Genomic DNA, 25,620 nt, shown 5'->3' with positions numbered 1-25,620 from the left:
ACCAGTGTCAAGCACTGGAATGACAAGGAAAGGGCTACTTGGATGACAAGAAAAAGGACGCTGAGATGACACCAAAGAGGCTGACACCACCATAAAGTAAATTCCACTAACACTATAGGAGACTAACATGAACTTTTTAAAATTTATCGAACTATGCTTTCAAACGGTAATGCCGGGGTGTGAGTATAACAATTATCATTATATAAAAATCATAGCAGACAGGCTTGAAGCAGCAGGTACTGGCACAGTGAAGCGAATAATATTCAATATGCCCTCCGCACTCAATGAAGTCTATGTGCGTGAGTGTTGCATGGCCCGCATGGATACTCGGTAATCAGCCAACTGCAAGAATAATAGTTGCAAGCTATTCTCAGCGGCTTAGCGAAAAGCATTCGCTCGACACCAGGTGCGTAATGCAGTCTAGTTGGTATAGAGCGCTATTTCCAGAGGTAGAGCTATGTAAAGACCAGAACACTAAATATAAATTTCAAACAGTCCAGAGAGGATGTAGGATTGCAACATCTGTTGGTGGAACATTAACTGGTGAAGGTGGTGATTTTATCGTTGTGGATGATCCACTGAGTTCCTCTCAAGCTTTGAGTGAAACGTTTAGAAAACGTGCTACAAATTGGTTTGATCAGACTTTAGTAACTAGGCTCAATGACAGGAAAAAAGGAGTTATCGTTGTTGTGATGCACAGACTACATCGGGAGGATTTAACTGGGCATCTTCTCTCCAAACCGATAAATATATGGCATCATGTTTGTTTACCGATGATTTCTGAAAATAAGGAAATTATCTATTCAATCAAAAGATCAATTCTCCCTTTTCCTGTTCCTATTATTCGAGTAACTACAAATGAGTGCAAAAGCTCAACAGGCGCTACATCTTCAAGGATTTTATACTTAAAAAAGGAAGGTCAGCTGCTATATCCCCTAGATGTAGGAGAAATTGAAATGATAAAGGCTGAACTTGGGAGTTACGCTTTTGCTGCTCAATATCAACAAAATCCTCTGCCACTTTCAAGTGGTATAATTAAGCAAGAATGGTTGAAACGCTATAGAAATTTTCCTGACAATCTCTCACATATAACTCAGAGCTGGGACACTGCTGTTTCAACAAAAGATTCTAGCGGCTTTAGTGTCTGCACCACCTGGACAAAGGTGAATAATAAGTTTTATTTACTCGATGTGTACCGTGCAAAGCTTGAGTATCCAAAACTTAAAGAACAAGTTCTATCACTAGCTGCAAGATGGAAGCCACACGCAATTTTAATCGAAGCAAAAACAAGCGGTCAGCAATTGATTCAAGAGCTCAAGGCAATACCTATTATCGGGATAGTGCCACACGGTGGCAAACTTGCTCGATTCCACCAGATTGTTCCGATAATAGAATCTGGCAAGGTTTTTCTGCCACACCAAGCAGTATGGCTCAGCGATTTTGAGTATGAGATTTTAATGTTTCCAGAAACCCGCCACGACGATCAAGTAGATAGCGCTGTGCAATACCTTCAGTGGATGAGAGATAGTAGCTTCAGGGTTGCAGCTATACGAACATTGTGATCCAAGAGGTAATAATTTGCTACCCACAATTTCGATTATAAGCTCATTTAAAATAAATATTTATTTTCTAGTATAATATGTAATAGTTAGATATTTTATTCTAGTTTAAAGGTAAAGTTATGGCAAAAGGATATGAAACACTGAAAAAAGTATTGAATGTAATTAACGATAAGCAAGATTTTAATAAAGATAACATAATTGAGAAAATACAAGAAGAACTAGAGAGGAAGGATCAAGATTTACATAAAGAGTGGATTGATGAGAAATTCGATATAAATCATGAATTTACCTCAGATCATCCTAAATATTTAAAGTTTACGTTATCAAGGATAGCTGCTGAGGCAGGCTATGCAAATGTGTTGGATGCTCTAATATCATCAGGATCAAACATTAGCGATAAGAGTGGAAAAGGTTGGACTCCTGTATTAAATTTAGCAGCTAAACATGGCCATATAGGAACAGTAGAAGCTCTATTAAAGATCGAAGGAATTAAAATTGATGAAAGGAATGAACATGGGTTTACCCCATTACACAATGCTGTTCATAAAGATCACAAAGAGATAGTAGAGGTTTTACTCCAAGCAGGAGCAAATGTTGATGCGCAACATTTGTATGGAACTCCTTTACATTATGCTGTTTCTTATTGTCACAAAGAGACAGTAGATGTTTTACTCGAAAAAGGAGCAAATGTTAATGCAGTAAATACACATGGAATGACCCCTTTAGATTATGCCAAGGGTCAAAACGTAGAAGTTCTATTAAAGGCAGGAGGACGTTCTTTTGTGAAAGCATTTAATAAAGGGATTGCTACCGCTGTAAAAACTGCATTATTAGGCACTGCTATAGCAGCGGTACTTTTTGCAATTGAAACAATTGCAATACCTATAGCTATAGCAGTGGTTGCAGTTATAGCAGTAGCACTAGCAGTTGGTGGTGCTACATATATGATGTTAAAGCCCAGTACTAAAGTTGATGGAGTAGCAGTCTTAATGGATGGGCGTCAAGAAGCTGCTAGCACTAATAGGGTTACCTAGCGCGTATTCGACCTAGCTGCATAAACACTGATCATAGGAAATGACATTACAGGAGAACTGGAATAACGTAGAAGAGAGCGCTGACAACTTTCGTTTAGGCAAGATTATATCTTGAAAAAATTAAGATTTAGTGCTACTAAATATTGTAACTTCTATGCTGAAACCTGACTATGAATATGGAAAAAATACGCAATGCTAAAATAAAATTACCAATATTTCTCGATTATCAATCTACTACTAAAGTAGATCCTCGTGTTTTAGAGGTGATGATACCTTATTTTGGTGAGTTTAGTAATGCACACTCTCGTAGCCATTCATTTGGTTGGACAGCTGAGGAAGCAGTAGAAAAAGCAAGGAAGCACATTGCTGATTTAGTGAATGCAGACAACAAAGAAATCGTCTTTACCTCGGGTGCAACCGAATCAAATAACATGGCTATCAAGGGTGTTGCTCATTTTTATAAGAATAAGGGGAATCATATAATAACTGTCTGCACGGAGCATAAGTGCGTTTTAGATTCTTGTCGACATCTAGAAAATGAAGGCTTTAAAGTTACATATTTGTCCGTTAAGCAAAACGGAATTATAGATTTGTTGAAACTTGAGGAGGCAATCACTGATAAAACAATTCTGATTTCAGTGATGATGGCAAATAATGAAATCGGAGTAATGCAACCTGTCAAAGAAATTGGTGCAATATGTAGAAAGCATAATATATTTTTTCATACAGACGCTGCTCAAAGCTTTGGAAAAGTTCCAATAGACGTAAATGAAATGAACATTGATCTTATGAGCCTTTCTAGCCATAAAATTTATGGACCTATGGGAATAGGTGCATTATATGTCCGTAGAAAAAATCCTCGTGTTAGGTTGACGCCACTAATTAGTGGTGGTGGACAGGAGAGAGGCATGCGCTCTGGAACAGTTCCTACTCCCCTTGCAGTTGGTTTTGGTGAAGCGGCACGTATCGCTAAAGAAGAAATGGAAATAGAAGCAAGCAAATTAGAAGAGTTGAGAGATATTTTGTACAACAAAATAAAAGAGGCATTTCCTGATGTTGTTTTAAATGGTGATTACGAAAATAAGATTCCAGGTAACCTTAACTTAAGTTTTCCTTATGTTGAGGGTGAGTCTCTTATCATGGCAATCAAGGATTTAGCAGTAAGCTCTGGTTCTGCATGCACATCCGCATCTCTTGAACCTTCTTATGTCATAAGATCACTAAACAATGGCCACGATCTTGAGCATTCATCAATTAGATTTGGCCTTGGCCGATTTACAACTAAAGATGAAGTTCTATACGCGGCAGATCTTGTTACTAAAAATGTTGGACGGCTAAGAGAGATGAGCCCACTTTTGGAAATGGTAGAAGAGGGAATAGATTTAAGCACCGTAAAATGGGACTCTCATTGAAGAATAAGACGTTAACCATTAGCAGAGTGATGGTTGTCTAAGCTCTTTCTATGGGTGAAATCGGAAACTTAGCTTTAAGTCCTTTGTAGATGTCACGGAACTAAGTAGCAATCCTATACATATTAAGCTCGCAGCAGTTGTGCTTCCGCCATAGGATAGAAATGGAAGTGGGTCACCTATTATAGGTAATAGGCCTATTGTCATTCCAATGTTTATAAAGAAATGAGCACCAAAAAAGGCGAAAACCCCGATAGATATTAACTTAGAAAAGTAATTTTTTGACCTGTAAGCAATGGAGAATATTATAGCAAGCAATGTGGTATAGAGTAAAATCAAAGCCATGCTGCCTAAGAACCCCCATTCCTCACTAAGTACCGCAAAAGCAAAATCTGTGCGTTTCTCTGGCAAAAATCCAAGTTGAGTTTGACTCCCATTAACAAACCCCTTACCAAACAAACCTCCTGAACCAATAGCTATTTGAGATTGCTGTGCATTATAACCTATTCCAAGTGGATCTACTGATGAATCCAAAAATGATAATATCCTTTGCTTGTGATAAGGGCGCAAAAAAGGCCAAATAGCTGGTATTGCGAAAATGCCAAGCGTTCCAAAAATTATTAAATGAGGTCTTTCCATTATTGCTGTGAATATAATTGATGCTCCTATAAACAATATTATTACAGCTGTTCCTAAATTAGGTTGCTTCAATACAAGGAATACAGGTAAGAAAATAATTATAAGTGGCTTAAATAAACTTTGAAATTTCATCATTTTATACACACTTTGTTTATTAAAATAACGAGCAAGTGCAAGTATTAAGCCCACTTTTACAAATTCTGATGGTTGTAAACTAATTGACCCAATTCTTATCCATCTCGTTGCACCCATTATATGCGAGCCAAAAAAATTTACTGCTAACAGCGCAATTACTGCTGCTATGTAAAAAAAATAAGCGTGCTTCAAATAAAAATCTAGCTCTATAAATGACATAGCTATAGCAAGCAAAAGGAAGAAAGAGAATATGACCAATTGGTGAATTGCAAATGGAGCCCACTTTCCTCCAGCAGAAGAATATTGAACAACAATGCCAACGCAAAACAGAGCTATTACGTTCATGACTAATAATAAGTGAATCTTCTTCAGCTTATCCACAGCGAAAACTTTACAGACTTTTAGATACAATAAAACATAAGAAAATCAAAAAGCAAATTTATTAATTACCAAACGAATTGGACTACTATATATCCCAGTTATTATCGTTAAAATTGCCATAAATAATAGACAAAAGAGCATAAGCAATGGTACCTCATTAAGTGTCATTCCAGCGTTTGATGCTGCGCTATTTTCAAAATACATTTTCTCTACCACCCTCCACATATATATTAGTGCAAGAAAAGAGCCAGCAGCAAAAACTGCAAGGGAAATCCATGCATGAGATTCGATAATTGCTTTCATCATATACCACTTACTTACAAAGCCATTTGTCAAAGGTACACCGATTAATGCGAAACTAAGTAGAGTAAATGCAAGTGTTGTATAGGGCATTGACTTTTTTAATCCTGATAAATTTTCTATTTTTGTCATACCAAACTTATAAGAAATACACCCTGCAGTCATGAATAAAGACGTTTTTATCATGCTATGATTTACTATGTGAAGAACTGCTGAAAACAAACCTGCTTTTGAATTTAAACCCAGCATTAAAATTATATAGCCAATCTGACTGATACTGGAGTGAGCAAACAGTCTTTTTATATCTTTTTCGATCATTGCAGATATTGATCCAAATACAACAGCACAAAGCGCAAGGATGATCATCACGTTGCTTAGTGGTAAGAAAAAATTTTGCTGAAAAACATTGTAAAAGATTCTGATAAAAACATATATCATCACTTTGGTTACTGTACCTGAAAAAAATATGCTAATGAAGCTAGGTGCTTCACTATATGCGTTAACCAGCCATCTGCTGAGTGGAAACAGTGCCATTTTGATTGAGAGACCAACAAAAATGAATAATGTACCAAGTCTTATGATGTTATTATCGTATAATGGTACTATTCTTTCAGCCATGTCAGACATGTTGAGCGTTCCGGTCATAGAGTATAAAAGGCCGATGCCAAACAAGTAAAATGTTGCTCCTAGAGTACCACTAATGAGGTATTCAAATGCTGCAACTAAAGCTTTCTTATCCCTTCCCATTGAAACTAAAACATAAGAAGAAAGAGATGAAATTTCTAAAAAGACATAAAGGTTGAATATATCGTTTGTTACTAAAATTCCGAGTAATCCACTTAGGCACAGTAGAAATAGAGAGTAAAAACCAGAGATTTTGTTTTTGCTAATCTCTTTTTCATTAATATGAAAGCTATAAAGCACACTAATCAGCGCTATAAAATTCACCAAAGTTAGAATCAAGGAGTTCAATATGTCAATTCTCAACTCTATTCCGTATGGAGGAGCCCAATCTCCAAGATAATAAGTTATAATTTCACCATTGTATGTTTTCACTAGCAACATTAATGAAATAAAGAAAGTAGCTGCCGTTGTAAAAAAAGAGATAAACCAGGACACCCTATGTTTCCTGGTAAGAAAGCAGAACATCGATGCAATTATTGGTATAATAACTTGTAGAATTGGTAATTGCATTAAACTGTTGTTAATACATCGTTAAAGTATTAGTATATATAATACTTTTTGTTTTAACACCTTTATGTTGTCTAAAATTTATAATGCAGTAACGAGCCTATTGCGGAGAGAAGGTGAACTTATAGGAAGGGACGAAAACGGAAATTCTTACTATGAATCAAGTAAAGGAAAAAGATGGGTAATATATGACAATGTTTCTGAGCCTACAACAATTCCTCCAGCATGGCATATATGGCTGCATTATACTGATAATGCAGTACCAGTGAATAATAACAAAAGAAAAATTCCTAATTTAACAGGTACAAAAGATGCATACTACCCAAACCAAAAGGTGAAAAATTACTATGAAAGCTGGAATCCTAATAACTAAAGATGCGAAGGTCAAATATACTTGAAATAACTGCTGGTTCATTTGTATTAATTTTTACTGTTTTTCTTATCTTCTTCGCTATTGATAAATTATCTTACATAAAGAAAAACTATAAGGATTGTTATAAAATACATGGCCTTTTTACTGATGCTAACGGTGTAGGGGTTGGTGATAGTGTCAAGATCTCTGGTGTAGAAATCGGAAGCATAACTGGTGTATCGCTTGACAAAGCTACCTACATAGCACGAATCGACATGTGTATAAGTAGGGATATAAAACTCCCAGTTGATAGCTCAGCCCTAATCACTAGCAGTGGAGTTGTTGGTAGTAAATTTGTTAATATATCACCTGGCGCAGATCCCAAATTAATTTCACACGGTGGTAAGATAGCACACACTCAAGCTGAAGCAAATATGGGCGGAATAATGGATAAAATTATTGGCATGTTTACAAAGTGAGAATAAGAACACATAAGCCAACTTGGCCTATGTACAATTAAGGGATTTTTCTATCAATAGCTTGAAGTTGTTCAGCGTTTGAATTATCAAGATTTCTGCTAGGTTTTACATTCCTAATAATCTCAACAAATGCTTGTACTTTCAGTATAGGAGTGTTTTTTCTTACGTACTTAGGGAAGTGTTAAATAAACTGTGTCAAACCGAGAAGTAAAAATAAAATAGAAACAAAAAATGGAGGTTTGACAATGAGTCAAGCAAACAGAACTACCGGTTTGGTAGACTATAAAGAATTAGAAACAAATATCTTATCGTCTATACGAGAAGGAAGATACCGTCTTGTCAGTCAACAAGAAAATTATAGAAATTGAATCTTAAGCTGTATTACGAAATCAAAAAATACTTTCTATCAACATATACACTAACCAACTACATTAAATAAATTTGTGTAAAATGCTATTTTACATAAGATAGAAAGTACGCATTTTTTGATTTTAAAGTACTAAATTCTCCTCCAACCGCTTTGCCCTGTAATTCTTGATATGGTCAGGATTAAAAGCACTTTTGGATTTTAGAACACCGAAAATGATATGGAGTAGCTTACGCATTGCAGCACCAACGATAGCCATATTATGCTTACCCTTTTCCTTTAATCTCTGGCAAAAACTAATAATGATAGGATTGTGATTCTTAGCTACTATAGCAGGAAAGAAAAGTGCTTTACGTAATGTTTGTGAACCGGATTTACTTAATCTGGGTTTGGCATATACAGAGGAACCTGACGTCATATTTCGTGGTATAACTCCTGTATATGCTGCCAATTGCCTGGCATCTCTAAAAACCTCTATGTCAGGAACTTCAGCTAAAATAGCTATTGCTGATTCTTCTCCTATTCCTGGAATAGTCAATAGAAGTTGAAAATTTTCCAACAATTCTTTATGTTGATTTAATAGTTCACGTACGGAGTTTTTTATTGTTTCTATTTTTTGAGCTATATTCATTGCAAGGTCTTCCCAAGCACTTGCAACTTCTTTAAGCAGTCTCTCTTTTTTTTCTAAGTGGTTATTTACTAATGTTAACTCATCTTTTAACGCAACTGAGCAACGATAAAGATGTTTTAATTTTTTCATTTCAGGAGAAGGTGGTGTCCAACTAGAAGGTTCCTGTCTTTGGCAATAATCAGCAATAACTTCTGCATCGGTCTGATCATTCTTTTGTCGTATCAGCTTACTCCTTGCATAAGATTTTATGCAATAAGGATTTACAACACTAACAGAATGTCCAGCGTTGTGCAGAAACTCAGCCAAAGCTTCGCTATAACAACCAGTAGCCTCCATGCAGGCTTTTACTTCTTCTACATTATGTTTTTGTAGAAAGCTAAGTAAACCTTGAAACCCAGAATCCTCGTTTTTAAAACTCCTTTTTCTAGTTTCACATCTTCCTTTTTTGCTTATGAACGAGAGAAAAACATCAAAGCGATCTTTCGATACATCTATACCTAAAAAGTTGTTGATCATATATAACCCCATGCGTTACCATTAAAAATGAAAAGTAAGGCTAGTCTTGTGAATACAGAATTAGAACCATTTAGGTTTTTCTACGATACCGTCCAGCCTGTACTCTTGAGAAGAGAACTCTTATCTACCTTACAGATTTTATATCTAAGACCACTGACAGAGTTCTTCTCTTCTCCATCTAATGCTTAAGCTTAAAACATTAGATGCTTTTTACAAGATACAAGACCATTGACAGGAAGAGATGGAGCATTAACACCATTGATAAAGAAGCTGCTAGAGGCAAGTTTAGAAGGTGAAATGGAAAGCCATTTATCAAATAATAGGAACGAAGAAAATAATCGCAGAAACGGCAAAAATTCAAAAACTTTACGAACAAGTATTCGAGCTGCTAACACCAAGAGACAGAGAAGGAAGCTTTGAGCCACAAATAGTCAAAAAAAGGCAAACAAGCCTACATTCTGAACTTGAAACAAAGATTTTGAGCATGTTTGCCAGCGGTATGGGATATAGAGACATAATGTCACACGTCGAAGAAATTTATGACAACAAGATATCGGTTGCTGAAATATCCAGTATTACTGATAAATTATTGCCAGTGATTAACGAATGGCGCAGTCGTCCTTTACAGGCAGTTTATCCGATAGTTTTTATGGTTCTTTAAAGTAAAAGAGGACGGACGCTGTGTAAGCAAGTGCATGTATAATATATTAGGTATAGATCAGAATGGCAGAAAAGAGGTGTTAGGCTTCTATTTAGCTGAAAGTGAAGGAGCGAACTTCTGGTTAGGTGTACTAAACGACCTCAAGGAAAGAGGTGTAGAAGATATCCTAATAGCCTGTGTTAAAAAGCTTTCCTACAGCTATAAACAGCGTCTTTCCTAATACAGAAGTACAACTATGTATAGTGCATCAGATACGTAATTCATTGAAGTATGTGGCTAGCAAAGATACAAAGAGCTTTTTAAGTGATTTGAGGAAGGTATATCAAGCACCAAGCAAGGAAATTGCTGAGAATTATCTACTAGAACTGGATGAAAAATGGGGTGCAAAGTACCCTATGGTTATAAAATCGTGGCAGAATAATTGGGAAAATTTGTCTAGTTATTTCAAACGCTAATTCTGGATGGCTTTGTTGCATAGCACTGATAGGCATGTAAATCACAGTGAATTTACGCAGCTAATTTAAATTTAGCCATACCTATATCAGTAAATTTGTTCAATAAGTAGCACTTAATTAACAGCTCTTTTTCACGATTTACCTCTGATTTATTTTTCAAGCCAAACCCAAATATTTGCTTCAACCTATAGAAAAAGACTTCAATATAAGACCGTGCTCCATACTTAACTTTTTTCTTCCATTCATTAATACCATCTTCATAATTCTCATATGACCTAATTCTACTAATATACTTGTTTCTTTCTGATAAGTAGTCAGCTAAACAAATTTTAGTATCCTTCCTAGGGCGAATAATAGGCACAATATTGTATTTTCTGCATTCTTTATACACACTTTTTATATCATAAGCCGCATCTGCTCGAATAGAACAAATGTTATATTTATCACTGACTTCTTCTAACATATCGCAGACCGGCAAATAGTCTACAGCAACACCACTAGTGTAGTTCATGCTTATTGCTTTCTTATCATTTATGTTTAAAACAACATGTAATTTTCTTACTTGACCATAACCACTGTATTTCCTTTTTCGAATATTAAGCTTACTATGCCCACCGTTATTATTGTAGATACTAACTCTAGTGCTATCTACGGCAATTTCAACATTTTCCAGATCATCTTTATTGCTTCTATGGTCATCAATCTTCAAATTAAGCTTTTTAAATCTTCTGGAAGCTTGTGTATAGCTGATAATCTTAAGTTTTTTGCCTATTTGTACCATATAACCTTTTACAAAACCTACAGCTTGTCTCAAGCCAATTCTAAAAAGATGAACTATTATGTGTATTAAAATTACAACTTTATCACTATAAGTGTTATTGCCACCTGCAACTTTTGGACTATTTTCATACCAATTTTCTATGGCTTGATTAACAAAATGAAAAACATTTCCTCTTTTTTTGAGAAACTCGTTATATTCTCTTTGGTTACTTACTCTCATTTTTTGTGGCATAAGTTGTACTTGTTTGAAAAATGCCTATTTTACAACAAAATGCGTTAGTAGCCATATATTAAAAAGCTTTTCTTCTTACAATAACCTCAACCAACACTAGCTATGCAACAAAGCCATCCAGAATTAGCGTTTCAAGTATTCTGATCCAATGAGGAGAGTAATTTACACCACTAATCCGATAGAGGGACTACACAGGCAAATTAGAAAATTCACCAAGACCAAAGGCTCATTTACCAGCACAAATGCCTTGTATAAACAGGTATATTGTGCTATAAAAAAGGTGGAAGAAAAGTGGACGATGCCTGTACGTGATTGGGCATTAACTATGTCACAGCTTGATATTTTCTTTCCTGGTAGATTGAAAATTGAGTTGAGTTGAAAATGTGGTTTGACACACTTTATTTAACACTCCCGTCTTTCTTTCGATGAGATCAAACAGTTACAGCAGAAAAGACCTCATAGTTCCCTCAATTTATCCCTCTGCTTATTCCTTTAACTACTGATGTTCCATTTAAGAATGTATCAGGCTTTTTGTGTGCCGTAGAGACACAAGGAATGTTCAGGAAAGAGCAAACTAAGTGCGAAAGCTGCACAATAGATGAGGGTGGGCCCCTCGGAGCCGGTTTACAAGAGCAGGCTTCAAACAACCATAAGCTGCTTTGGTAAAGAGCCAAGGTAGTGAGCGTTATGGAAAAGGCGTAATTATGCGTCATGTGTGAAATAGAGAGATGAACGCAAGTGAACCACTGATTACACGTCGAAAGGTAATGCGATGATGTCAAAACCAGGGGAGAAAAAGTAACTTGGGATAAGCCTATCGGGAACTTGTCTACTGGGTAGGTGGCATCCGGCATATAGGTGGCATGAACCTATTTCAGGCTATTGTGTGGAACTATGGGAACCTGTCGTTTCGATGATAAGGGAGAAGTCCAAGGAGCTGAACTCTAAGGAAGAGAGTACTGATGCGAAAAACAGGGGCGGATTAGCTCGTAGTAGTGAAGAAGTTTTTGTAATGGAAATGGAGCGAAGGGGCTGAGTTATTTAGTTTTAATTATTTATCAACCGAAAGGGAAGAGTTAATGAATAAAACAAAATCTTTTGACATACCAAAGCAACTGATTTGGAAAGCTTATAAACAAGTATCCAAAAACAGAGGTGCGGCAGGTGTAGATGAGGTCTCGATAACAAAGTTTGAAGAAAATCTAAAAGATAATCTATACAAACTGTGGAATCGGATGTCATCCGGAAGTTATTTTCCAGAACCAGTAAAAGCTGTTGCGATACCAAAAGATACAGGAGGACAAAGAACTTTATGTGTTCCTTCAGTATTCGACAGGATAGGGCAAACAGCAGCTACTATGTATCTCGAACCGTTAGTAGAGCCGGAATTTCACGAAGATTCGTATGGTTATAGACCAAACAAGTCTGCACTGGATGCGGTAAGTACAGCGTGTAAGAGATGTTGGAGAAGTGATTGGACGATAGATCTTGATATTTCTGGATTTTTCGACAATCTGGATCATGTGTTAGCACTGCAAACTATCAAGAAGCATACAGATTGCAAGTGGGTCATACTGTACGTGGAAAGGTGGATGAAAGCCCCGATTCAACTAGCAGATGGCAGTAAGGTAGTTAGGAATAAGGGAGTTCCACAAGGAGGTTCTGTAAGCCCAATCATTTCTAACATATTTATGCATCATGCATTTGATATGTGGATGAGGCAAAACTACCCAACAATACCATTTGAGAGATATGTAGATGATGCAATGGTGCACTGTAAAACCCAGAAACAGGCAAAATTCATAAAAGACAAGATCGAAGAAAGATTGGCTGAGTTTAAGCTAAAATTACATCCTGAAAAGACACAAATAGTGTACTGTAAGGATGACAATAGGAGAGATGTGTTTCCAATACAGAGCTTTGACTTTCTGGGTTACACGTTCAGACCTAGACTGGCAAAGAACAATAAAATAGGAAACTATTTTGTCTCATTTCTACCTGCAATTAGCAACAAAGCCAAGAAGAAGATCAACCAAACCATAAGGTCATGGAAAATACGTAGGCAAACATATACAACACTAGAGAAAATATCAAAGAAAATAAATCCTATAGTCCGAGGCTGGTATCAGTACTATGGCAGGTTTTATAAATCAGAGATGTATCCATCTCTTAGAAATGTAGAGTGGCACCTAGTAGGATGGGTCAGAGCCAAATATAAGAAACTTCGAAATCATGGAAGACTAGCAAAGCAATTTCTAGCAAAAGTGAGAAAGAGGTCTCCAAATATTTTCTATCACTGGACACTAGGATTGGGATCAAAAGGCTGAATAACGGGAGCTGTATAAATTGAGAGGTTTACGTACAGTTCTGCGAGAGACTGGTGGGGAAGCTCCGCCGGTCTACTCTCCATTTCATTTAGCGGTGCTCTTCCTCCAATATCCTTAATTGCCTTCTCAAATTTTAATAGCGACTTGTTATTTAGTCTGACATTATTCTGAGAATCACAAACAATAACCCAATCTAAAATTGGCTTTTTTTGACCACCATACTCTATATCATCATTAATGTGTTCCTTTAGTTTTTTAATTATCTCTACTGCTCTTGTTTCCATAGTTTCTATGGTGCTATCTTCATTTTCTACGAGTATATTGAAAACAATTCCTAATAACTCCTGCTGGAAATCCTTGCGTTCTTTAATATTCATAATTAGCCTCAACTTTTATATGCTATTTCACCAAAGTAATTTTACCAAATAAGTAATATACAGTACAGATAAATTCAATTTATTCGTTTAAAAATTTTCTTACATTAGCCTATCTAAGTTATGTTTTAGGATGTAAAAGCTTCTTACTTTAATACTTTATTAAAGTAAACCATATATGGATTGCTATTTAGGAGCAGCTGTTGTACTTTAATCAGAAGGTACAGTAATGTAAGAAGGAGGTACTTTATGTCTTTAAAAAATGAAATTTCTGAGTTGATAGAGCAACAGCTTGGCATTAAATATCATGACAATTGCTTAGCTTACACTATCCATAATTCGGCTGCAGGTGAAATATCCGATTCTATTGCTCTTTGCATAGTTGGCTGTGGCGATTGTGAGATTAAGTATCAAGGTATTGCTAATTCATTTAACATAACGAAAGAAGAAATTAACCAAAGTAATATAGAAAGCATAAAAAATAAGATAGAAAGTGAAGCTAGAAAAGAAGGTAGTGAATTTTCCGAGTTGATTTCTAAGATGGATCAATCGCTGAAAGAACAAAGTGAAAAGTCTATTATACAGATTTTAAATTCATCTGCTGAAGAGATGTTAAGGAGTTTTTGTGGTAGTTCTATACAGAGAACAGAGGATAAAGAAGTTAGTCTGTCCTCTGCTTCACATGAAGAGCCTGCTACAGAAGATTCGGAAACTACTATTAATTCTGATCTTTTATCAATTTAACCAGCTCCTCATATAAATTTTTTCTGTACCCAAGCTATATGTTTGTGAGAGGATAGTAAGCACTACATTTTTCTATTTCCATTATAACAGATTCGTCTATTTTCATGATGATCTTACTATTTGTACTCTGTCTAGGACTAAGCAATAGAAATAGTAGGATAACAGTAGTCAACCAAGATTCCAGCATCACGTACTAGGATGATATAAGTATCATGATTTACGATTAGATTGACATAGGGTAAAGAGTAAATTAAAAATTAAATAGATCTTTTAATGCAGAATAAATGCCTATAGAAATATTGATGCCCGCTCTTTCCCCAACAATGAGTAAAACTGGAGGGAAAATTGTAAAGTGGTGTAAAAAAGAACAAGATAAAGTTGAAATAGGTGATGTAATCGCTGAAATTGAGACTGATAAAGCCATAATGGAGTTTGAATCTGTCGATGAAGGAGTTTTAGCAAAAATTTTAGTGTCGGAAGGAACAAGTGGTGTGCCTGTAAATCAACTGATAGCTCTAATGTTAGAGGAAGGGGAAGATAAAAGCGCACTTGATTTAGCTTCTGCCATCAATACCAAGGTTGAGAAGGAGGTTGAAGCCGATTTTTCAGTATCATCCAACCCTTCGATTTCATCTAGCTCTTCAATGTCATCCCAGTGCGTGACACTGGGATCTAAAAAAGAGGATAGAGCAACAGAAAATAGAATAAAAGTAAGTCCCTTAGCTAAAAAAATAGCTCAAAATGAAGGTGTTGATATAAAGCGATTAAAAGGTACAGGTCCATATGGTCGTATCATCAAAGCTGATGTATTAGAATTTTTAGATCAAACTAAAAGCTATGAGAGATTTGAGGAAAATACAACAGTTGAAGTAAGTAATATGCGCCAAGTGATAGCGCAGCGCCTAGTTGAATCTAAGCAAAATATTCCACACTTTTATTTAACTGTAGACTGCCACGTTGATAAGCTAATATCGCTCAAAAATGAGGTTAATTCAGCAAATGAGAACAATAAAGTAACAATTAATGACTTAATTATAAAAGCTGTGGCTTTCAGCATGAAAAAATTTCCTGACATAAACTCATCGTGGATAGATACTAAGATAGTAAAATATTCAAATATAGATATCTCAATTGCTGTAGCGCTTGAGGATGGACTTATTACTCCTATAGTAAAAAATGCTGATGAAAAAAGTGTTTTATCTATATCAAAAGAAGTGAAAGATTTAGTAAATAGAGCACGATCTGGAAAATTAAGGCCTGAAGAATTTCAAGGAGGAGGGTTTACCATTTCTAATTTAGGCATGTTTGGTATAAAAACTTTCAGTGCTATAATCAATCCACCACAGTCTTGCATTATGGCTGTCGGCGCATCTAAAAAACAACCAGTTGTCATAAGTGAAAAAATAGAGATAGCAGAGGTAATGACAGTTACTCTCTCTGTTGACCACAGAGCAGTTGATGGAGCACTCGGAGCAAAATTTTTAAATGCCTTTAAGTACTATATAGAAAACCCTACGGTGATGCTTCTTGAGCCTTTATTATTATAATAAAATTAATACCTCTTAGTTTATACTTTTGTTAGTTAATAGGTTTAGAGGTAAAATATGACTGATAAAAAGATAGAAAAACGTAGTATATCTTTTGATGCTACAAAATCAAAATTTTCAAACGATAGGTTTCAAATAGATTCCTCATCTAATGAGTCAATAGATACCATTGGTAAAAAATTTAAGTATGAAGTGAAACTTCCAGGTGTTATTCACACTACAACAAGAAAAAATAATGTTGGAAGCGGATTAAATGAGTTAGATCTAAGAAAGAAAAATGAAAACTCTTTCAAGACACCAATAAAGAATATTGAAGAATCAGATAGTAAGAGAAACCAAAGTCATTTGCTGTTTCAGGAGGACTCATTTCCAGAACTACCAGCATGTGCATATAAGCCAGCACTGCTGCCAAAACCATCAAAAGAAAAAATAAAGGAAGCTGTAGATAAAATGCGCAATAATAGAAAAGCTCATAATTCTGCAAGTGTTGAAAATGGTGTTAGTTCAGACAGGTTCAAAGTGCGCCCGTTCTTATGTAGTGATATAGATGGATATGTAGCTCCTGACAAACGTGACCGTAATCTAGAAAGGTGTAGGGTTACACATGATAGCAGTAAGCTTGAAGCACAAATGGAAAGAAAGCATGGGTTTCAATCAGATCCAAGTGTTAAGCATGTAAAGGCTGATACTGTAGTATGTTCTATTACTAAAGGTCATGACAAAAAAGGCGTTAAATCTGATGTCTCATATACACAAGAGCCTACATCAGAAATGTCTAAGGTTAATGTGAGAGAATTAGCAAATAGGTTCCGTGGCTAATCATTATTGGATTTGTATCCGTTCAGCGGAGTGGCAGAATAAGGTAGACAAGGTGATCTAAAAAGATAATCATAGAGCAAAAGTGAGGTAATGTGGTAAACCTTTTAGAGCTTTGCAAAAATTTACAGCAAAAAATAGAAAAGTTAGAAGCAAAAATAGAAAAGCTGGAAAGGGAGAATGAAAGTTTAAAAGCAGAGAACAAGGCTTTAAAGATAGAGAACGCTGAATTAAAGGAAAGGCTTGGTTTAAACTCGAAAAATTCATCTCTACCAAGCTCTAGAGAGTTGTACAAAATAAAAAAGGACAAGCCAAAGAGCGACAGAAACGTTGGTGGTCAGGTTGGTCATAAAGGAAGTTTTCGCGCCAAAATGGATGCAGATGAGGTGATAAAAGTAAAGTTGTCATCTACTTGTGAATGCGGAGGAGGGATTGCAATATGCAATGGACCGTACATTCATCAAAAAGTTGATCTTCCGGAAATTAGGCCTTATGTAGTGGAATATCAGATGGAGCATGGTCGTTGCCGGAGATGCGGAAAAAGAAGAAGCAGTAAGTTACCAGAAGGTGTTACGTCAGATACATTTGGTCCAAGGGTTAAGTCAATAATTGCAGCGTTCAGCGGATTCTACAAAAATTCAAAACGCGAAATAGCGAGTGTCGTAAATGATATCTTCAATTTGAACATAAGCGTCGTTAGCATATCAAATAGTGAACATAGAGTTGCTTCAAAATGCAAAAAAATGTATGAGCAGATCGAACAAGAGATAAGTAGGAGTAAAGTTCTACATATTGATGAAACGAGCCATTATAACAAAGGTAAACTCGCTTGGTGTTGGATGTTTGCAAGCAATACGGCAAGTTTTGTGAAGTTGACAGAGTCAAGAGGAATGAAAGTTTTAAAAAATAACGCATGCTGCAATCATAATAGCTTAGTGGTAACCGACAGGTACGCAGTATACAATTACTTTGCTGATGAAAAAAGGCAAATCTGCTGGGCACACTTAGCAAGGGATTTTGAAAGATTAGCGCATAGTTGGAATATTGAAGTCAAAGTTCTTGGCTGTTACTTAAGAAATGTAGCTACTGAATTATTTGCACTAAAAAAGGCTTTGCTAAAAAATGAGATAGATGTTTTTAGATTTGCCAGACGTGCCAGAAAGTTGCGAAAACGTACAAGGTATTACTTGAAGGAAATATCCTACTTACCTGAAGCAATTGGAGCCTCTCGAGTTGCGAAAAATATTTTGAAATCTGAAAGAATGATGTGGAATTTTTTAGATGACCCAAAAAACATTCCGCTGACAAACAACCATGCTGAACAGCAGATACGGCATTATGTCGTTTACCGCAAAAATTCGTATTTTACACAATCAAAGCGGGGAAATGCATTCCTTGAACGGATAATTTCGTTATACTTAACATGGAAACAAAGGGGTCTCAATCCTTTCCAAAACCTCTTATCTATTGTTTCTTAAACCACTCTCCTGAACGGATACTAGTTGCATGGGACATATGTATGCACCCGTTTACAATCTTAAATTAATTAAACTATCGAGGTTATTTATTATGATTACATCTTATCAAAATTTCATTGGCATTGATATCGGAAAATTTAAAAATGTTGCTGCAGCTTATAACCAAAGGAGCGCTATCAAGTTTGACAATGATGCTACTGGTTGGCAACAGTTGTTTCAAAAATTTTCAGATATCCTACCTAATTCTCTAGTAACTTTAGAAAACACTGGAAAATATGAGCTTGGCTTAGCACATTTTCTTGTTGATAAGAATGTTGCTGTACATCGAGCTAATACTCGTAAAGTAAAAAGTTTTATCATATCACATGGAACTTTAGCAAAGACAGATCAATCAGATGCAAGAGCCCTTGCTCAATATGGTTTTGAACGCTATAGTGCTCTATCTCTATTTGTGCCTATGTCAAAAGAACAAACCGCCTTAGTTGCACTCTGTCAACGTCGTGATGACATTACGCAAATGAGAACTCAAGAGAAATGTAGGCTTGCAGCACCTGAAAACGACTATATAAAGGAAAGTTGCCAAAAAACAATAGACTTTTTTACCAGTCAGATAAATGAGTTCAACGATGCCATACAAAGAATTATTGATAAAAATCCAGAGTTACAAAAGCGTCAAAAGATCTTGAGAACAGTGCCAGGAATAGGTCTCAAGTTATCACAAGTTTTTGTGTATCTAATGCCAGAACTTGGCCACCTAAACAAAAAAGAAGTTGCAAGTCTTGCTGGAGTTGCTCCACATCCAAAAGAAAGCGGTAAAACTATTGGTTACCGAAGGATAACAGGTGGTAGAAGCAATGTTCGTGCAAAGCTTTTCACAGCTGCTATGGCTGCTGCAAGATCTAAATCTGCACTTGGTGCTTTTTATTCTGATCTTATTGGTAGAGGTAAAAAGAAGATGGTAGCTATAACAGCTCTAATGCGAAAAATCATAGTAATTGCCAATGCAAGACTTAAAGAAGCAATTAATATGAAATAAAAAAAATCTGTATAGAAAATAGGTTAACGAATATGTGCGTCTACACACATTTAAAGCACATATTCGTTAACCATAAAATCTAAGCAGTGCTTGCTGTTTGATATAAATTTCTTTCTGTATAAACTAGGGTTTTTGTTGCCAAAATACATTTTTCAATTGAATAAAAATACAAAATTATCAACAAATGAGACTAAATTCAAAAAATTTTAAAAAACATAGTTGATGGTAAAGTAACACTTATCATTCCTGAGGAATTAAAAGCTGGTAGGGAAAGTTTACTAGACGATATTAATGAACGTTTCACAGATTATGATAATGATGGATTTATTCGTTTACACGTTGGAGCACAAAAAGGTGATGTTGAGCTTGGCAGGCGTTTACTAGAATGTGGTGCAAATATTGAGATTAAATCAAAAACAAAAGTAGGTGGTGACACTGCACTTCATTTAGCTGCTAGAAATGGTCATAAAGATTTTGTGAAGCTTTTACTTGATAACGGTGCAAATGTTAATTCAGTGAGTAGTACAGGCAGCAGAGTAACTCCTTTACATGAAGCAGTGTATTATGGACATTTAGATGTTGCGGAATTGCTAATAGATCGTGGCGCAACAGTTGATGCTAAAGAACGATATAATCTTACTCCTTTGATGTATGCTTCTACACAAGGTAATTCAGCAATGGTGGAATTGCTTTTAAAAAAAAAGGCAGATCTTTATTTACAACATCATAATGGTGAAACTGCATTGCACTTAGCTGCTGATAATGGTCATTCTGATGTAGTTGCCATCTTAATAAGTGCAGCAGAAGATAAAGAAAGGTATGTTAATATGCAAAGCAATAATATTGGTACTGCGTTGCATGTTATAGCTTATAATCGAAAAATAAATGAAGGGCATAAAAAATCTGCAAAATTGCTAATAGAAAATGGTACAAGCCCGTATTTAGAAAACGATCCAATTATTAATAAACCATCAGATACTCTTTTGAAAGGAAGCTCTTTAGATATGGCAAAAAAACGAGGAAATAAGGGATTTTTGGAATTTATGTCATCTTTAGGCTATTCAGCAACCGTACCAAGCAATTCAAAGAATGATCCACAAAACACAAAAAAGTATGTCGTAGCTGCTTCTGCGCTTGCAATAACTGGTATTGCCTTAGGAGCAGCTGTTGCAGTTTACTTGGAAATGTTAGCAATAGGAATAGCAGTTGCAGTTTGTTGTCTTATTGCAGCTACAATTACGTACTGCTATAGGCCTAAAAGCTTAGTTGAGGATAATCAGGTCAAAAAGGTTATGCAGACAGAAAAATGTCAGTCTAAGTAATAAATATAGTAGTCTATCATTTAATAATTTATTATAATTATATTGGTTGTTAATAGATAAAAACTTGGTAGACTACGAAGAAATATTCTTAAATAAAATCAAAGATATAAAAGAAGAAGGGCGCTATCGTGAATTTACACATTTTGCGTCATTACCTGGCAAACTTCCCTATATTATGGATTATGAAAGAAATAGAGAGGTTATTGTCTGGTGCAGTAATAATTATCTGGGAATGTCACAAAACGATAGTGTCATTGCTGCTATTCAAAATTCATCTGTTGGTGCTGGAGGAACAAGAAATATATCAGGTACAACAAAGGAAGTTGTTGAGCTCGAGAAGTCTTTGGCTGACTTGCATCAAAAAGAAGCTGCTTTAACTTTTGCTTGTGGCTATCTTGCAAACCAAACTACACTTAGTACTTTATCGTCTGTTATTCCGGGCGTGGTAATTTTTTCAGATGAGAAAAACCATTCTTCAATGATAGAAGGTATAAAATCAGGAAAAAGACCGAAGCACATATTTAGGCATAATGATGTTGATCACTTAGAGCAGTTGCTAAAGTCTATAGATATAAAAACGCCGAAAATAATAGCACTTGAATCTGTATACTCAATGGATGGTGATGTAGCACCGCTTGAAGCGATATGTGATCTAGCAGATCAGTATAATGCAATTACCTATTTGGATGAGGTACACGCAGTTGGCATGTATGGACCGCGCGGTGGCGGAATTGCAGAAAGAGAAGGTTTGATGGATAGAATAACTGTTATTCAGGGTACATTATCAAAGGCTTTTGGAGTGATGGGTGGATATATAGCGTCTTCAAAGAGCTTAGTGGATGTAATAAGAAGTTCAGCCCCAGGATTTATTTTTACTACTGCTATGTCACCCGTTTTAGCAGCAGCAGCAAAGGCAAGCGTTGAGCATTTAAAATCGAGCAATGTTGAAAGAGAGAAGCAAAAGCAGTCTGTTGAAAAGGTAAAAGACTCACTGAGAAACGCAGGAGTGAATTTTATGCAAACAGAAACTCATATAATTCCAATCATAATTGGCGATCCTGAGTTGTCCAAAAAAGCATCAAAATTGTTATTTGATGAGTATGGAATATATGTACAACATATAAATTACCCAACAGTTTCAAAGGGGACTGAGCGCTTCCGTATTACTCCTACGCCTTACCATACAAATGAAATGATAGAGCATTTAACAAAATCTCTTGTAAAAGTTTTTGAGAAATTGTCTGTTTGTGTCTGTTGTTGAGTTTAAAGTTGCCAAGAATAAGGTATCTATTTAAAAGCATGGTTAATGTACAAAATCAGTGCTTTATTTCTTGTCATGAAAGTAGCTAACACTGGGATCCAACTAAGTTACTTTACAACGTTTTTTGTGCAAAAGGACTAGATGCCAGTATCCGTTCAGCGGAGTGGCAGAATAAGGTAGACAAGGTGATCTAAAAAGATAATCATAGAGCAAAAGTGAGGTAATGTGGTAAACCTTTTAGAGCTTTGCAAAAATTTACAGCAAAAAATAGAAAAGTTAGAAGCAAAAATAGAAAAGCTGGAAAGGGAGAATGAAAGTTTAAAAGCAGAGAACAAGGCTTTAAAGATAGAGAACGCTGAATTAAAGGAAAGGCTTGGTTTAAACTCGAAAAATTCATCTCTACCAAGCTCTAGAGAGTTGTACAAAATAAAAAAGGACAAGCCAAAGAGCGACAGAAACGTTGGTGGTCAGGTTGGTCATAAAGGAAGTTTTCGCGCCAAAATGGATGCAGATGAGGTGATAAAAGTAAAGTTGTCATCTACTTGTGAATGCGGAGGAGGGATTGCAATATGCAATGGACCGTACATTCATCAAAAAGTTGATCTTCCGGAAATTAGGCCTTATGTAGTGGAATATCAGATGGAGCATGGTCGTTGCCGGAGATGCGGAAAAAGAAGAAGCAGTAAGTTACCAGAAGGTGTTACGTCAGATACATTTGGTCCAAGGGTTAAGTCAATAATTGCAGCGTTCAGCGGATTCTACAAAAATTCAAAACGCGAAATAGCGAGTGTCGTAAATGATATCTTCAATTTGAACATAAGCGTCGTTAGCATATCAAATAGTGAACATAGAGTTGCTTCAAAATGCAAAAAAATGTATGAGCAGATCGAACAAGAGATAAGTAGGAGTAAAGTTCTACATATTGATGAAACGAGCCATTATAACAAAGGTAAACTCGCTTGGTGTTGGATGTTTGCAAGCAATACGGCAAGTTTTGTGAAGTTGACAGAGTCAAGAGGAATGAAAGTTTTAAAAAATAACGCATGCTGCAATCATAATAGCTTAGTGGTAACCGACAGGTACGCAGTATACAATTACTTTGCTGATGAAAAAAGGCAAATCTGCTGGGCACACTTAGCAAGGGATTTTGAAAGATTAGCGCATAGTTGGAATATTGAAGTCAAAGTTCTTGGCTGTTACTTAAGAAATGTAGCTACTGAATTATTTGCACTAAAAAAGGCTTTGCTAAAAAATGAGATAGATGTTTTTAGATTTGCCAGACGTGCCAGAAAGTTGCGAAAACGTACAAGGTATTACTTGAAGGAAATATCCTACTTACCTGAAGCAATTGGAGCCTCTCGAGTTGCGAAAAATATTTTGAAATCTGAAAGAATGATGTGGAATTTTTTAGATGACCCAAAAAACATTCCGCTGACAAACAACCATGCTGAACAGCAGATACGGCATTATGTCGTTTACCGCAAAAATTCGTATTTTACACAATCAAAGCGGGGAAATGCATTCCTTGAACGGATAATTTCGTTATACTTAACATGGAAACAAAGGGGTCTCAATCCTTTCCAAAACCTCTTATCTATTGTTTCTTAAACCACTCTCCTGAACGGATACAGATGCCATTGTCACACACTGACTATTTGTTCCTATAGTTGTCTTTTCTCGTCTATCTTATTTTGCCACCCTGCTGCAATGAGGGGTAGGTAAGACCATTTATTATTTTCACTACGTGACTTTTGCTCTTTTGAATGAACTTTAGTTTATATCTCCAGCAATGACAAGCGCGTTATCTTCCCTTAATCTCCCACCGCTTTCTTGCAGAAAAAGCCTACCGAGTGAAGTTTTATATTTATTAATTCCAGAGTAAATTATTCCATTGTATCTTCCGGCAGCAAGATATGCAAAACCTAGTACCGTTGAGCCAAGGGAGCGTAGATTATTATTGTCAAGTGGTAATTTATTTAACAAATTACCACTTATGTCTATTATTCCCCCTTCACGAGCTTTCATCCGCATTTTTACATGGCGAGATTTGAAATCTTCAAGAAAAGCTCCTTTCTTTTCCTCTGCCCAGAAAGTTTCTCTAAGCGCTGGAGCATCAATCACAGCTGCTACAACTCTGTTTTTATGAATGAGACAAACTGATACTGCAAAATAAACCATACAACTAAAAAGGTTTTCCTTGCCTTCTATAGGCATAATAAACCAAGTATAACCGCCGTCTTTTAGATCTTGGCCCACATCGTCTTCAAAAATAAAGTCATAGTTCTGGTTGTAGTTTTTCAAGCAATCGTATATAAGTTGCTTGGATTTTGAATAAGTTTTATTGATAAAGTCTGCTGACTTAACGCTTGAAATTTGCAATTCATTAAAATCACGTATAAGCTGCTTGGAGGCACTGCGTACAGAATCAAGCATCACATTGATTCGTGGTGATGAAATTGCCATTTACTCTTTCACTCTTTCGTAATAGCTGTTATCAGGAGTATGTACTACAATTTTATCACCTTCTTTTATAAATTGAGGCACGTTAACGCGTATTCCGTTTTCCAAAATTGCAGGCTTATAAGAAGCAGTAACAGTCTGCCCTTTGATAACAGACTCTGTTTCTTTTACAGTTAGTGTAACGTGATCAGGCACATGTGCAGAAATTATTTTATCTTGATAAGTTACTACTTTAATTTTCATATTATCTTGCAAATAAGCCTTCTTTTCCCCTAATAAGTCTAAATTTATAACAATCTGCTCGTAACTACTTGGATGCATAAGATTTACGATATTCCCTTCAGTAAAGAGATAAACATATTCCTCTTCATCTAAAATTGCCCTTCTGATTGTTGCATCAGAGCGAAACCTCTCATAGTACTTTGCTCCTGTTTGGATATTTTTCATTTCAGCTTGTATATATGCACCACCCTTACCAGGTTGAGTATGCATAATACTTATAACCGAAAATAAACCACCGTTATGTTCTAGTACCTGACCTGGCCTGATATCATTAGCCCTTTCTGCCATAATTACACTTTTAATTTGGTCTGATTATTATAAATAACTTTATACAAATATCAAAATTTTTATTGGCCAATGAATTCTGGCATGTTGATTACTATATACCTTTCCTTCATGTTGATGTATGGAAATACTTCTTTAGTAAAAGATAACATAATGTTTTTTTTTGTGCTGATAACCAAAATTTCTAATATATCCCCCGAGCCGAAATTATTCACAGACTTCACATAGCCATATAATTCATTACTCTCTAGTCTTACTTCCATATTCACAAGATCATCTTGGTAAAATTCATCCTCATCATTTAATTGTGGTAGCTTATTTCTCTCTATATATAACTTTTTATTTCTTAAAAGTTCTGCTTCATTACGGGAGTTCACACCGCTAATTGTTGCTATTACTAAATTATTACTGACAACAGACACCAAGCTTATTTTATAATTTTCACTTCCGCTTATTAGTTCACCATATAGGAAAATATTTTCGGGCTTTTCAGTAAAGGTTTTTATCTTAACAGCTCCTTTGATTCCATGGGGAGAAGTAATTATTCCGAGGCATATATTCATA

The 25,620-nt window shown here is 35.8% G+C and carries 23 protein-coding genes and 3 pseudogenes; 18 read left to right on the top strand and 8 right to left on the bottom strand.

Annotation, left to right across the window (positions count from 1 at the left end):
* Positions 1-127: 127 nt before the first annotated feature.
* The 3 genes and pseudogenes from terL (at position 128) to ONG75_RS06755 (ending at position 4,008) form a co-directional block, all read left to right on the top strand.
* Positions 128-1,562 (top strand): annotated as a pseudogene (terL, locus tag ONG75_RS06765) (phage terminase large subunit).
* A gap of 119 nt (positions 1,563-1,681) precedes the next feature.
* Positions 1,682-2,596, top strand: a complete 915-nt coding sequence (locus ONG75_RS06760) for an ankyrin repeat domain-containing protein (protein WP_264376079.1) — start codon at positions 1,682-1,684, stop codon at positions 2,594-2,596.
* 170 nt (positions 2,597-2,766) lie between these two features.
* Positions 2,767-4,008: an IscS subfamily cysteine desulfurase gene (locus ONG75_RS06755; protein ID WP_264376078.1), complete on the top strand. Its 1,242-nt coding sequence runs from the start codon at positions 2,767-2,769 to the stop codon at positions 4,006-4,008.
* Positions 4,009-4,056: 48 nt separating this feature from the next.
* Here the strand turns inward: ONG75_RS06755 and rodA are convergent, their stop codons facing one another.
* Together rodA and ONG75_RS06745 are read right to left on the bottom strand one after the other, a co-directional pair.
* The gene (gene rodA / locus ONG75_RS06750; RefSeq protein WP_029237648.1) at positions 4,057-5,160 is read right to left on the bottom strand and encodes a rod shape-determining protein RodA; all 1,104 of its coding nucleotides are present in this window, start codon (positions 5,158-5,160) and stop codon (positions 4,057-4,059) included.
* Between the two features lie 45 nt (positions 5,161-5,205).
* Positions 5,206-6,654: a proton-conducting transporter transmembrane domain-containing protein gene (locus ONG75_RS06745; protein ID WP_264376077.1), complete on the bottom strand. Its 1,449-nt coding sequence runs from the start codon at positions 6,652-6,654 to the stop codon at positions 5,206-5,208.
* A 64-nt stretch (positions 6,655-6,718) separates the two neighbouring features.
* Here ONG75_RS06745 and ONG75_RS06740 point away from each other — a divergent pair, with 64 nt between their 5' ends.
* The 3 genes from ONG75_RS06740 (at position 6,719) to ONG75_RS06730 (ending at position 7,850) form a co-directional block, all read left to right on the top strand.
* Positions 6,719-7,024 (top strand): NADH-ubiquinone oxidoreductase subunit NDUFA12 family protein, encoded by a 306-nt coding sequence (locus tag ONG75_RS06740; protein WP_010404196.1) that lies wholly within the window; start codon positions 6,719-6,721, stop codon positions 7,022-7,024.
* 2 nt (positions 7,025-7,026) lie between these two features.
* Positions 7,027-7,482 (top strand): outer membrane lipid asymmetry maintenance protein MlaD, encoded by a 456-nt coding sequence (gene mlaD / locus ONG75_RS06735; protein ID WP_264376076.1) that lies wholly within the window; start codon positions 7,027-7,029, stop codon positions 7,480-7,482.
* Positions 7,483-7,727: 245 nt separating this feature from the next.
* On the top strand, positions 7,728-7,850 hold the full coding sequence (locus ONG75_RS06730; RefSeq protein WP_264376075.1) for a hypothetical protein: 123 nt from the start codon (positions 7,728-7,730) through the stop codon (positions 7,848-7,850).
* Positions 7,851-7,973: 123 nt separating this feature from the next.
* Here the strand turns inward: ONG75_RS06730 and ONG75_RS06725 are convergent, their stop codons facing one another.
* On the bottom strand, positions 7,974-8,996 hold the full coding sequence (locus ONG75_RS06725) for an IS110 family RNA-guided transposase (RefSeq protein WP_264375440.1): 1,023 nt from the start codon (positions 8,994-8,996) through the stop codon (positions 7,974-7,976).
* 219 nt (positions 8,997-9,215) lie between these two features.
* Here ONG75_RS06725 and ONG75_RS06720 point away from each other — a divergent pair.
* Positions 9,216-10,106: pseudogene (locus tag ONG75_RS06720) on the top strand (IS256 family transposase); the annotation flags it as partial.
* A 58-nt stretch (positions 10,107-10,164) separates the two neighbouring features.
* Here ONG75_RS06720 and ONG75_RS06715 read toward each other — a convergent pair.
* A complete protein-coding gene (locus ONG75_RS06715; protein ID WP_264375556.1) occupies positions 10,165-11,124 on the bottom strand; it encodes an IS5 family transposase in 960 nt (319 codons plus the stop codon).
* Between the two features lie 130 nt (positions 11,125-11,254).
* Between ONG75_RS06715 and ONG75_RS06710 the strand changes: the two are divergent.
* The 3 genes and pseudogenes from ONG75_RS06710 to ltrA all read left to right on the top strand — a co-directional run.
* Positions 11,255-11,503: pseudogene (locus tag ONG75_RS06710) on the top strand (transposase); the annotation flags it as partial.
* 507 nt (positions 11,504-12,010) lie between these two features.
* Complete coding sequence (locus tag ONG75_RS06705; protein ID WP_264336130.1) at positions 12,011-12,160, top strand: hypothetical protein; 150 nt, start codon at positions 12,011-12,013, stop codon at positions 12,158-12,160.
* 43 nt (positions 12,161-12,203) lie between these two features.
* A complete protein-coding gene (ltrA, locus tag ONG75_RS06700) occupies positions 12,204-13,451 on the top strand; it encodes a group II intron reverse transcriptase/maturase (RefSeq protein WP_264336129.1) in 1,248 nt (415 codons plus the stop codon).
* On the opposite strand, the gene ONG75_RS06695 is transcribed toward ltrA, so the two are convergent.
* Positions 13,418-13,828, bottom strand: coding sequence for a hypothetical protein (locus ONG75_RS06695; RefSeq protein ID WP_264376074.1), 411 nt, complete (start codon positions 13,826-13,828; stop codon positions 13,418-13,420). The genes ltrA and ONG75_RS06695 overlap by 34 nt on opposite strands.
* Positions 13,829-14,074: 246 nt before the next feature.
* On the opposite strand from ONG75_RS06695, the gene ONG75_RS06690 reads away from it, so the two are divergent.
* The 8 genes from ONG75_RS06690 (at position 14,075) to tnpC (ONG75_RS06655) (ending at position 23,637) form a co-directional block, all read left to right on the top strand.
* On the top strand, positions 14,075-14,569 hold the full coding sequence (locus tag ONG75_RS06690) for a WBM0748 family T4SS-associated protein (protein WP_010403296.1): 495 nt from the start codon (positions 14,075-14,077) through the stop codon (positions 14,567-14,569).
* A 284-nt stretch (positions 14,570-14,853) separates the two neighbouring features.
* Positions 14,854-16,116: a pyruvate dehydrogenase complex dihydrolipoamide acetyltransferase gene (locus ONG75_RS06685; RefSeq protein WP_139686792.1), complete on the top strand. Its 1,263-nt coding sequence runs from the start codon at positions 14,854-14,856 to the stop codon at positions 16,114-16,116.
* A 57-nt stretch (positions 16,117-16,173) separates the two neighbouring features.
* A complete protein-coding gene (locus ONG75_RS06680) occupies positions 16,174-16,935 on the top strand; it encodes a hypothetical protein (RefSeq protein WP_019236771.1) in 762 nt (253 codons plus the stop codon).
* 92 nt (positions 16,936-17,027) lie between these two features.
* Positions 17,028-18,410, top strand: coding sequence for an IS66 family transposase (gene tnpC, locus ONG75_RS06675; protein WP_264375454.1), 1,383 nt, complete (start codon positions 17,028-17,030; stop codon positions 18,408-18,410).
* A 91-nt stretch (positions 18,411-18,501) separates the two neighbouring features.
* Positions 18,502-19,446, top strand: a complete 945-nt coding sequence (locus ONG75_RS06670; protein WP_264375534.1) for an IS110 family RNA-guided transposase — start codon at positions 18,502-18,504, stop codon at positions 19,444-19,446.
* 194 nt (positions 19,447-19,640) lie between these two features.
* Complete coding sequence (locus tag ONG75_RS06665) at positions 19,641-20,768, top strand: ankyrin repeat domain-containing protein (RefSeq protein ID WP_319606837.1); 1,128 nt, start codon at positions 19,641-19,643, stop codon at positions 20,766-20,768.
* Positions 20,769-20,832: 64 nt separating this feature from the next.
* Positions 20,833-22,029, top strand: a complete 1,197-nt coding sequence (gene hemA, locus ONG75_RS06660; protein WP_211908736.1) for a 5-aminolevulinate synthase — start codon at positions 20,833-20,835, stop codon at positions 22,027-22,029.
* A 225-nt stretch (positions 22,030-22,254) separates the two neighbouring features.
* Positions 22,255-23,637 carry an IS66 family transposase gene (gene tnpC / locus ONG75_RS06655; RefSeq protein ID WP_264375454.1) on the top strand — a complete coding sequence of 461 codons (1,383 nt, stop codon included), beginning with the start codon at positions 22,255-22,257 and terminating at the stop codon, positions 23,635-23,637.
* A gap of 162 nt (positions 23,638-23,799) precedes the next feature.
* Here tnpC (ONG75_RS06655) and ONG75_RS06650 read toward each other — a convergent pair whose 3' ends face one another.
* Genes ONG75_RS06650 through rimM form a run of 3 tightly spaced genes read right to left on the bottom strand, consistent with a single transcriptional unit; the run spans position 23,800 to position 25,619 of the window.
* Positions 23,800-24,492 (bottom strand): inositol monophosphatase family protein, encoded by a 693-nt coding sequence (locus tag ONG75_RS06650; protein ID WP_007302192.1) that lies wholly within the window; start codon positions 24,490-24,492, stop codon positions 23,800-23,802.
* Positions 24,493-25,059, bottom strand: a complete 567-nt coding sequence (gene efp, locus ONG75_RS06645) for an elongation factor P (RefSeq protein ID WP_264376073.1) — start codon at positions 25,057-25,059, stop codon at positions 24,493-24,495.
* 59 nt (positions 25,060-25,118) lie between these two features.
* Positions 25,119-25,619 (bottom strand): ribosome maturation factor RimM, encoded by a 501-nt coding sequence (rimM, locus tag ONG75_RS06640; RefSeq protein ID WP_264376072.1) that lies wholly within the window; start codon positions 25,617-25,619, stop codon positions 25,119-25,121.
* Position 25,620: the final 1 nt, after the last annotated feature.

The sequence above is a fragment of the Wolbachia endosymbiont (group B) of Sphaerophoria taeniata genome (genome assembly GCF_947179355.1).
Classification (GTDB): Bacteria; Pseudomonadota; Alphaproteobacteria; order Rickettsiales; family Anaplasmataceae; genus Wolbachia.
The sequence above is the reverse complement of the archived record's forward strand: the minus strand, read 5'-3'. Positions and strand labels throughout refer to the sequence as shown.

Bases quoted from the DNA above. Each gene is read 5' to 3' on its own strand.
- ONG75_RS06760 (WP_264376079.1), top strand. From the start codon at position 1,682: ATGGCAAAAGGATATGAAACACTGAAAAAAGTATTGAATGTAATTAAC.
- ONG75_RS06755 (WP_264376078.1), top strand. From the start codon at position 2,767: ATGAATATGGAAAAAATACGCAATGCTAAAATAAAATTACCAATATTT.
- ONG75_RS06745 (WP_264376077.1), bottom strand. From the start codon at position 6,654: ATGCAATTACCAATTCTACAAGTTATTATACCAATAATTGCATCGATG.
- ONG75_RS06740 (WP_010404196.1), top strand. From the start codon at position 6,719: ATGTTGTCTAAAATTTATAATGCAGTAACGAGCCTATTGCGGAGAGAA.
- mlaD (WP_264376076.1), top strand. From the start codon at position 7,027: ATGCGAAGGTCAAATATACTTGAAATAACTGCTGGTTCATTTGTATTA.
- ONG75_RS06730 (WP_264376075.1), top strand. From the start codon at position 7,728: ATGAGTCAAGCAAACAGAACTACCGGTTTGGTAGACTATAAAGAATTA.
- ONG75_RS06725 (WP_264375440.1), bottom strand. From the start codon at position 8,996: ATGATCAACAACTTTTTAGGTATAGATGTATCGAAAGATCGCTTTGAT.
- ONG75_RS06715 (WP_264375556.1), bottom strand. From the start codon at position 11,124: ATGCCACAAAAAATGAGAGTAAGTAACCAAAGAGAATATAACGAGTTT.
- ltrA (WP_264336129.1), top strand. From the start codon at position 12,204: ATGAATAAAACAAAATCTTTTGACATACCAAAGCAACTGATTTGGAAA.
- ONG75_RS06695 (WP_264376074.1), bottom strand. From the start codon at position 13,828: ATGAATATTAAAGAACGCAAGGATTTCCAGCAGGAGTTATTAGGAATT.
- ONG75_RS06690 (WP_010403296.1), top strand. From the start codon at position 14,075: ATGTCTTTAAAAAATGAAATTTCTGAGTTGATAGAGCAACAGCTTGGC.
- ONG75_RS06685 (WP_139686792.1), top strand. From the start codon at position 14,854: ATGCCTATAGAAATATTGATGCCCGCTCTTTCCCCAACAATGAGTAAA.
- ONG75_RS06680 (WP_019236771.1), top strand. From the start codon at position 16,174: ATGACTGATAAAAAGATAGAAAAACGTAGTATATCTTTTGATGCTACA.
- ONG75_RS06670 (WP_264375534.1), top strand. From the start codon at position 18,502: ATGATTACATCTTATCAAAATTTCATTGGCATTGATATCGGAAAATTT.
- ONG75_RS06650 (WP_007302192.1), bottom strand. From the start codon at position 24,492: ATGGCAATTTCATCACCACGAATCAATGTGATGCTTGATTCTGTACGC.
- efp (WP_264376073.1), bottom strand. From the start codon at position 25,059: ATGGCAGAAAGGGCTAATGATATCAGGCCAGGTCAGGTACTAGAACAT.
- rimM (WP_264376072.1), bottom strand. From the start codon at position 25,619: ATGAATATATGCCTCGGAATAATTACTTCTCCCCATGGAATCAAAGGA.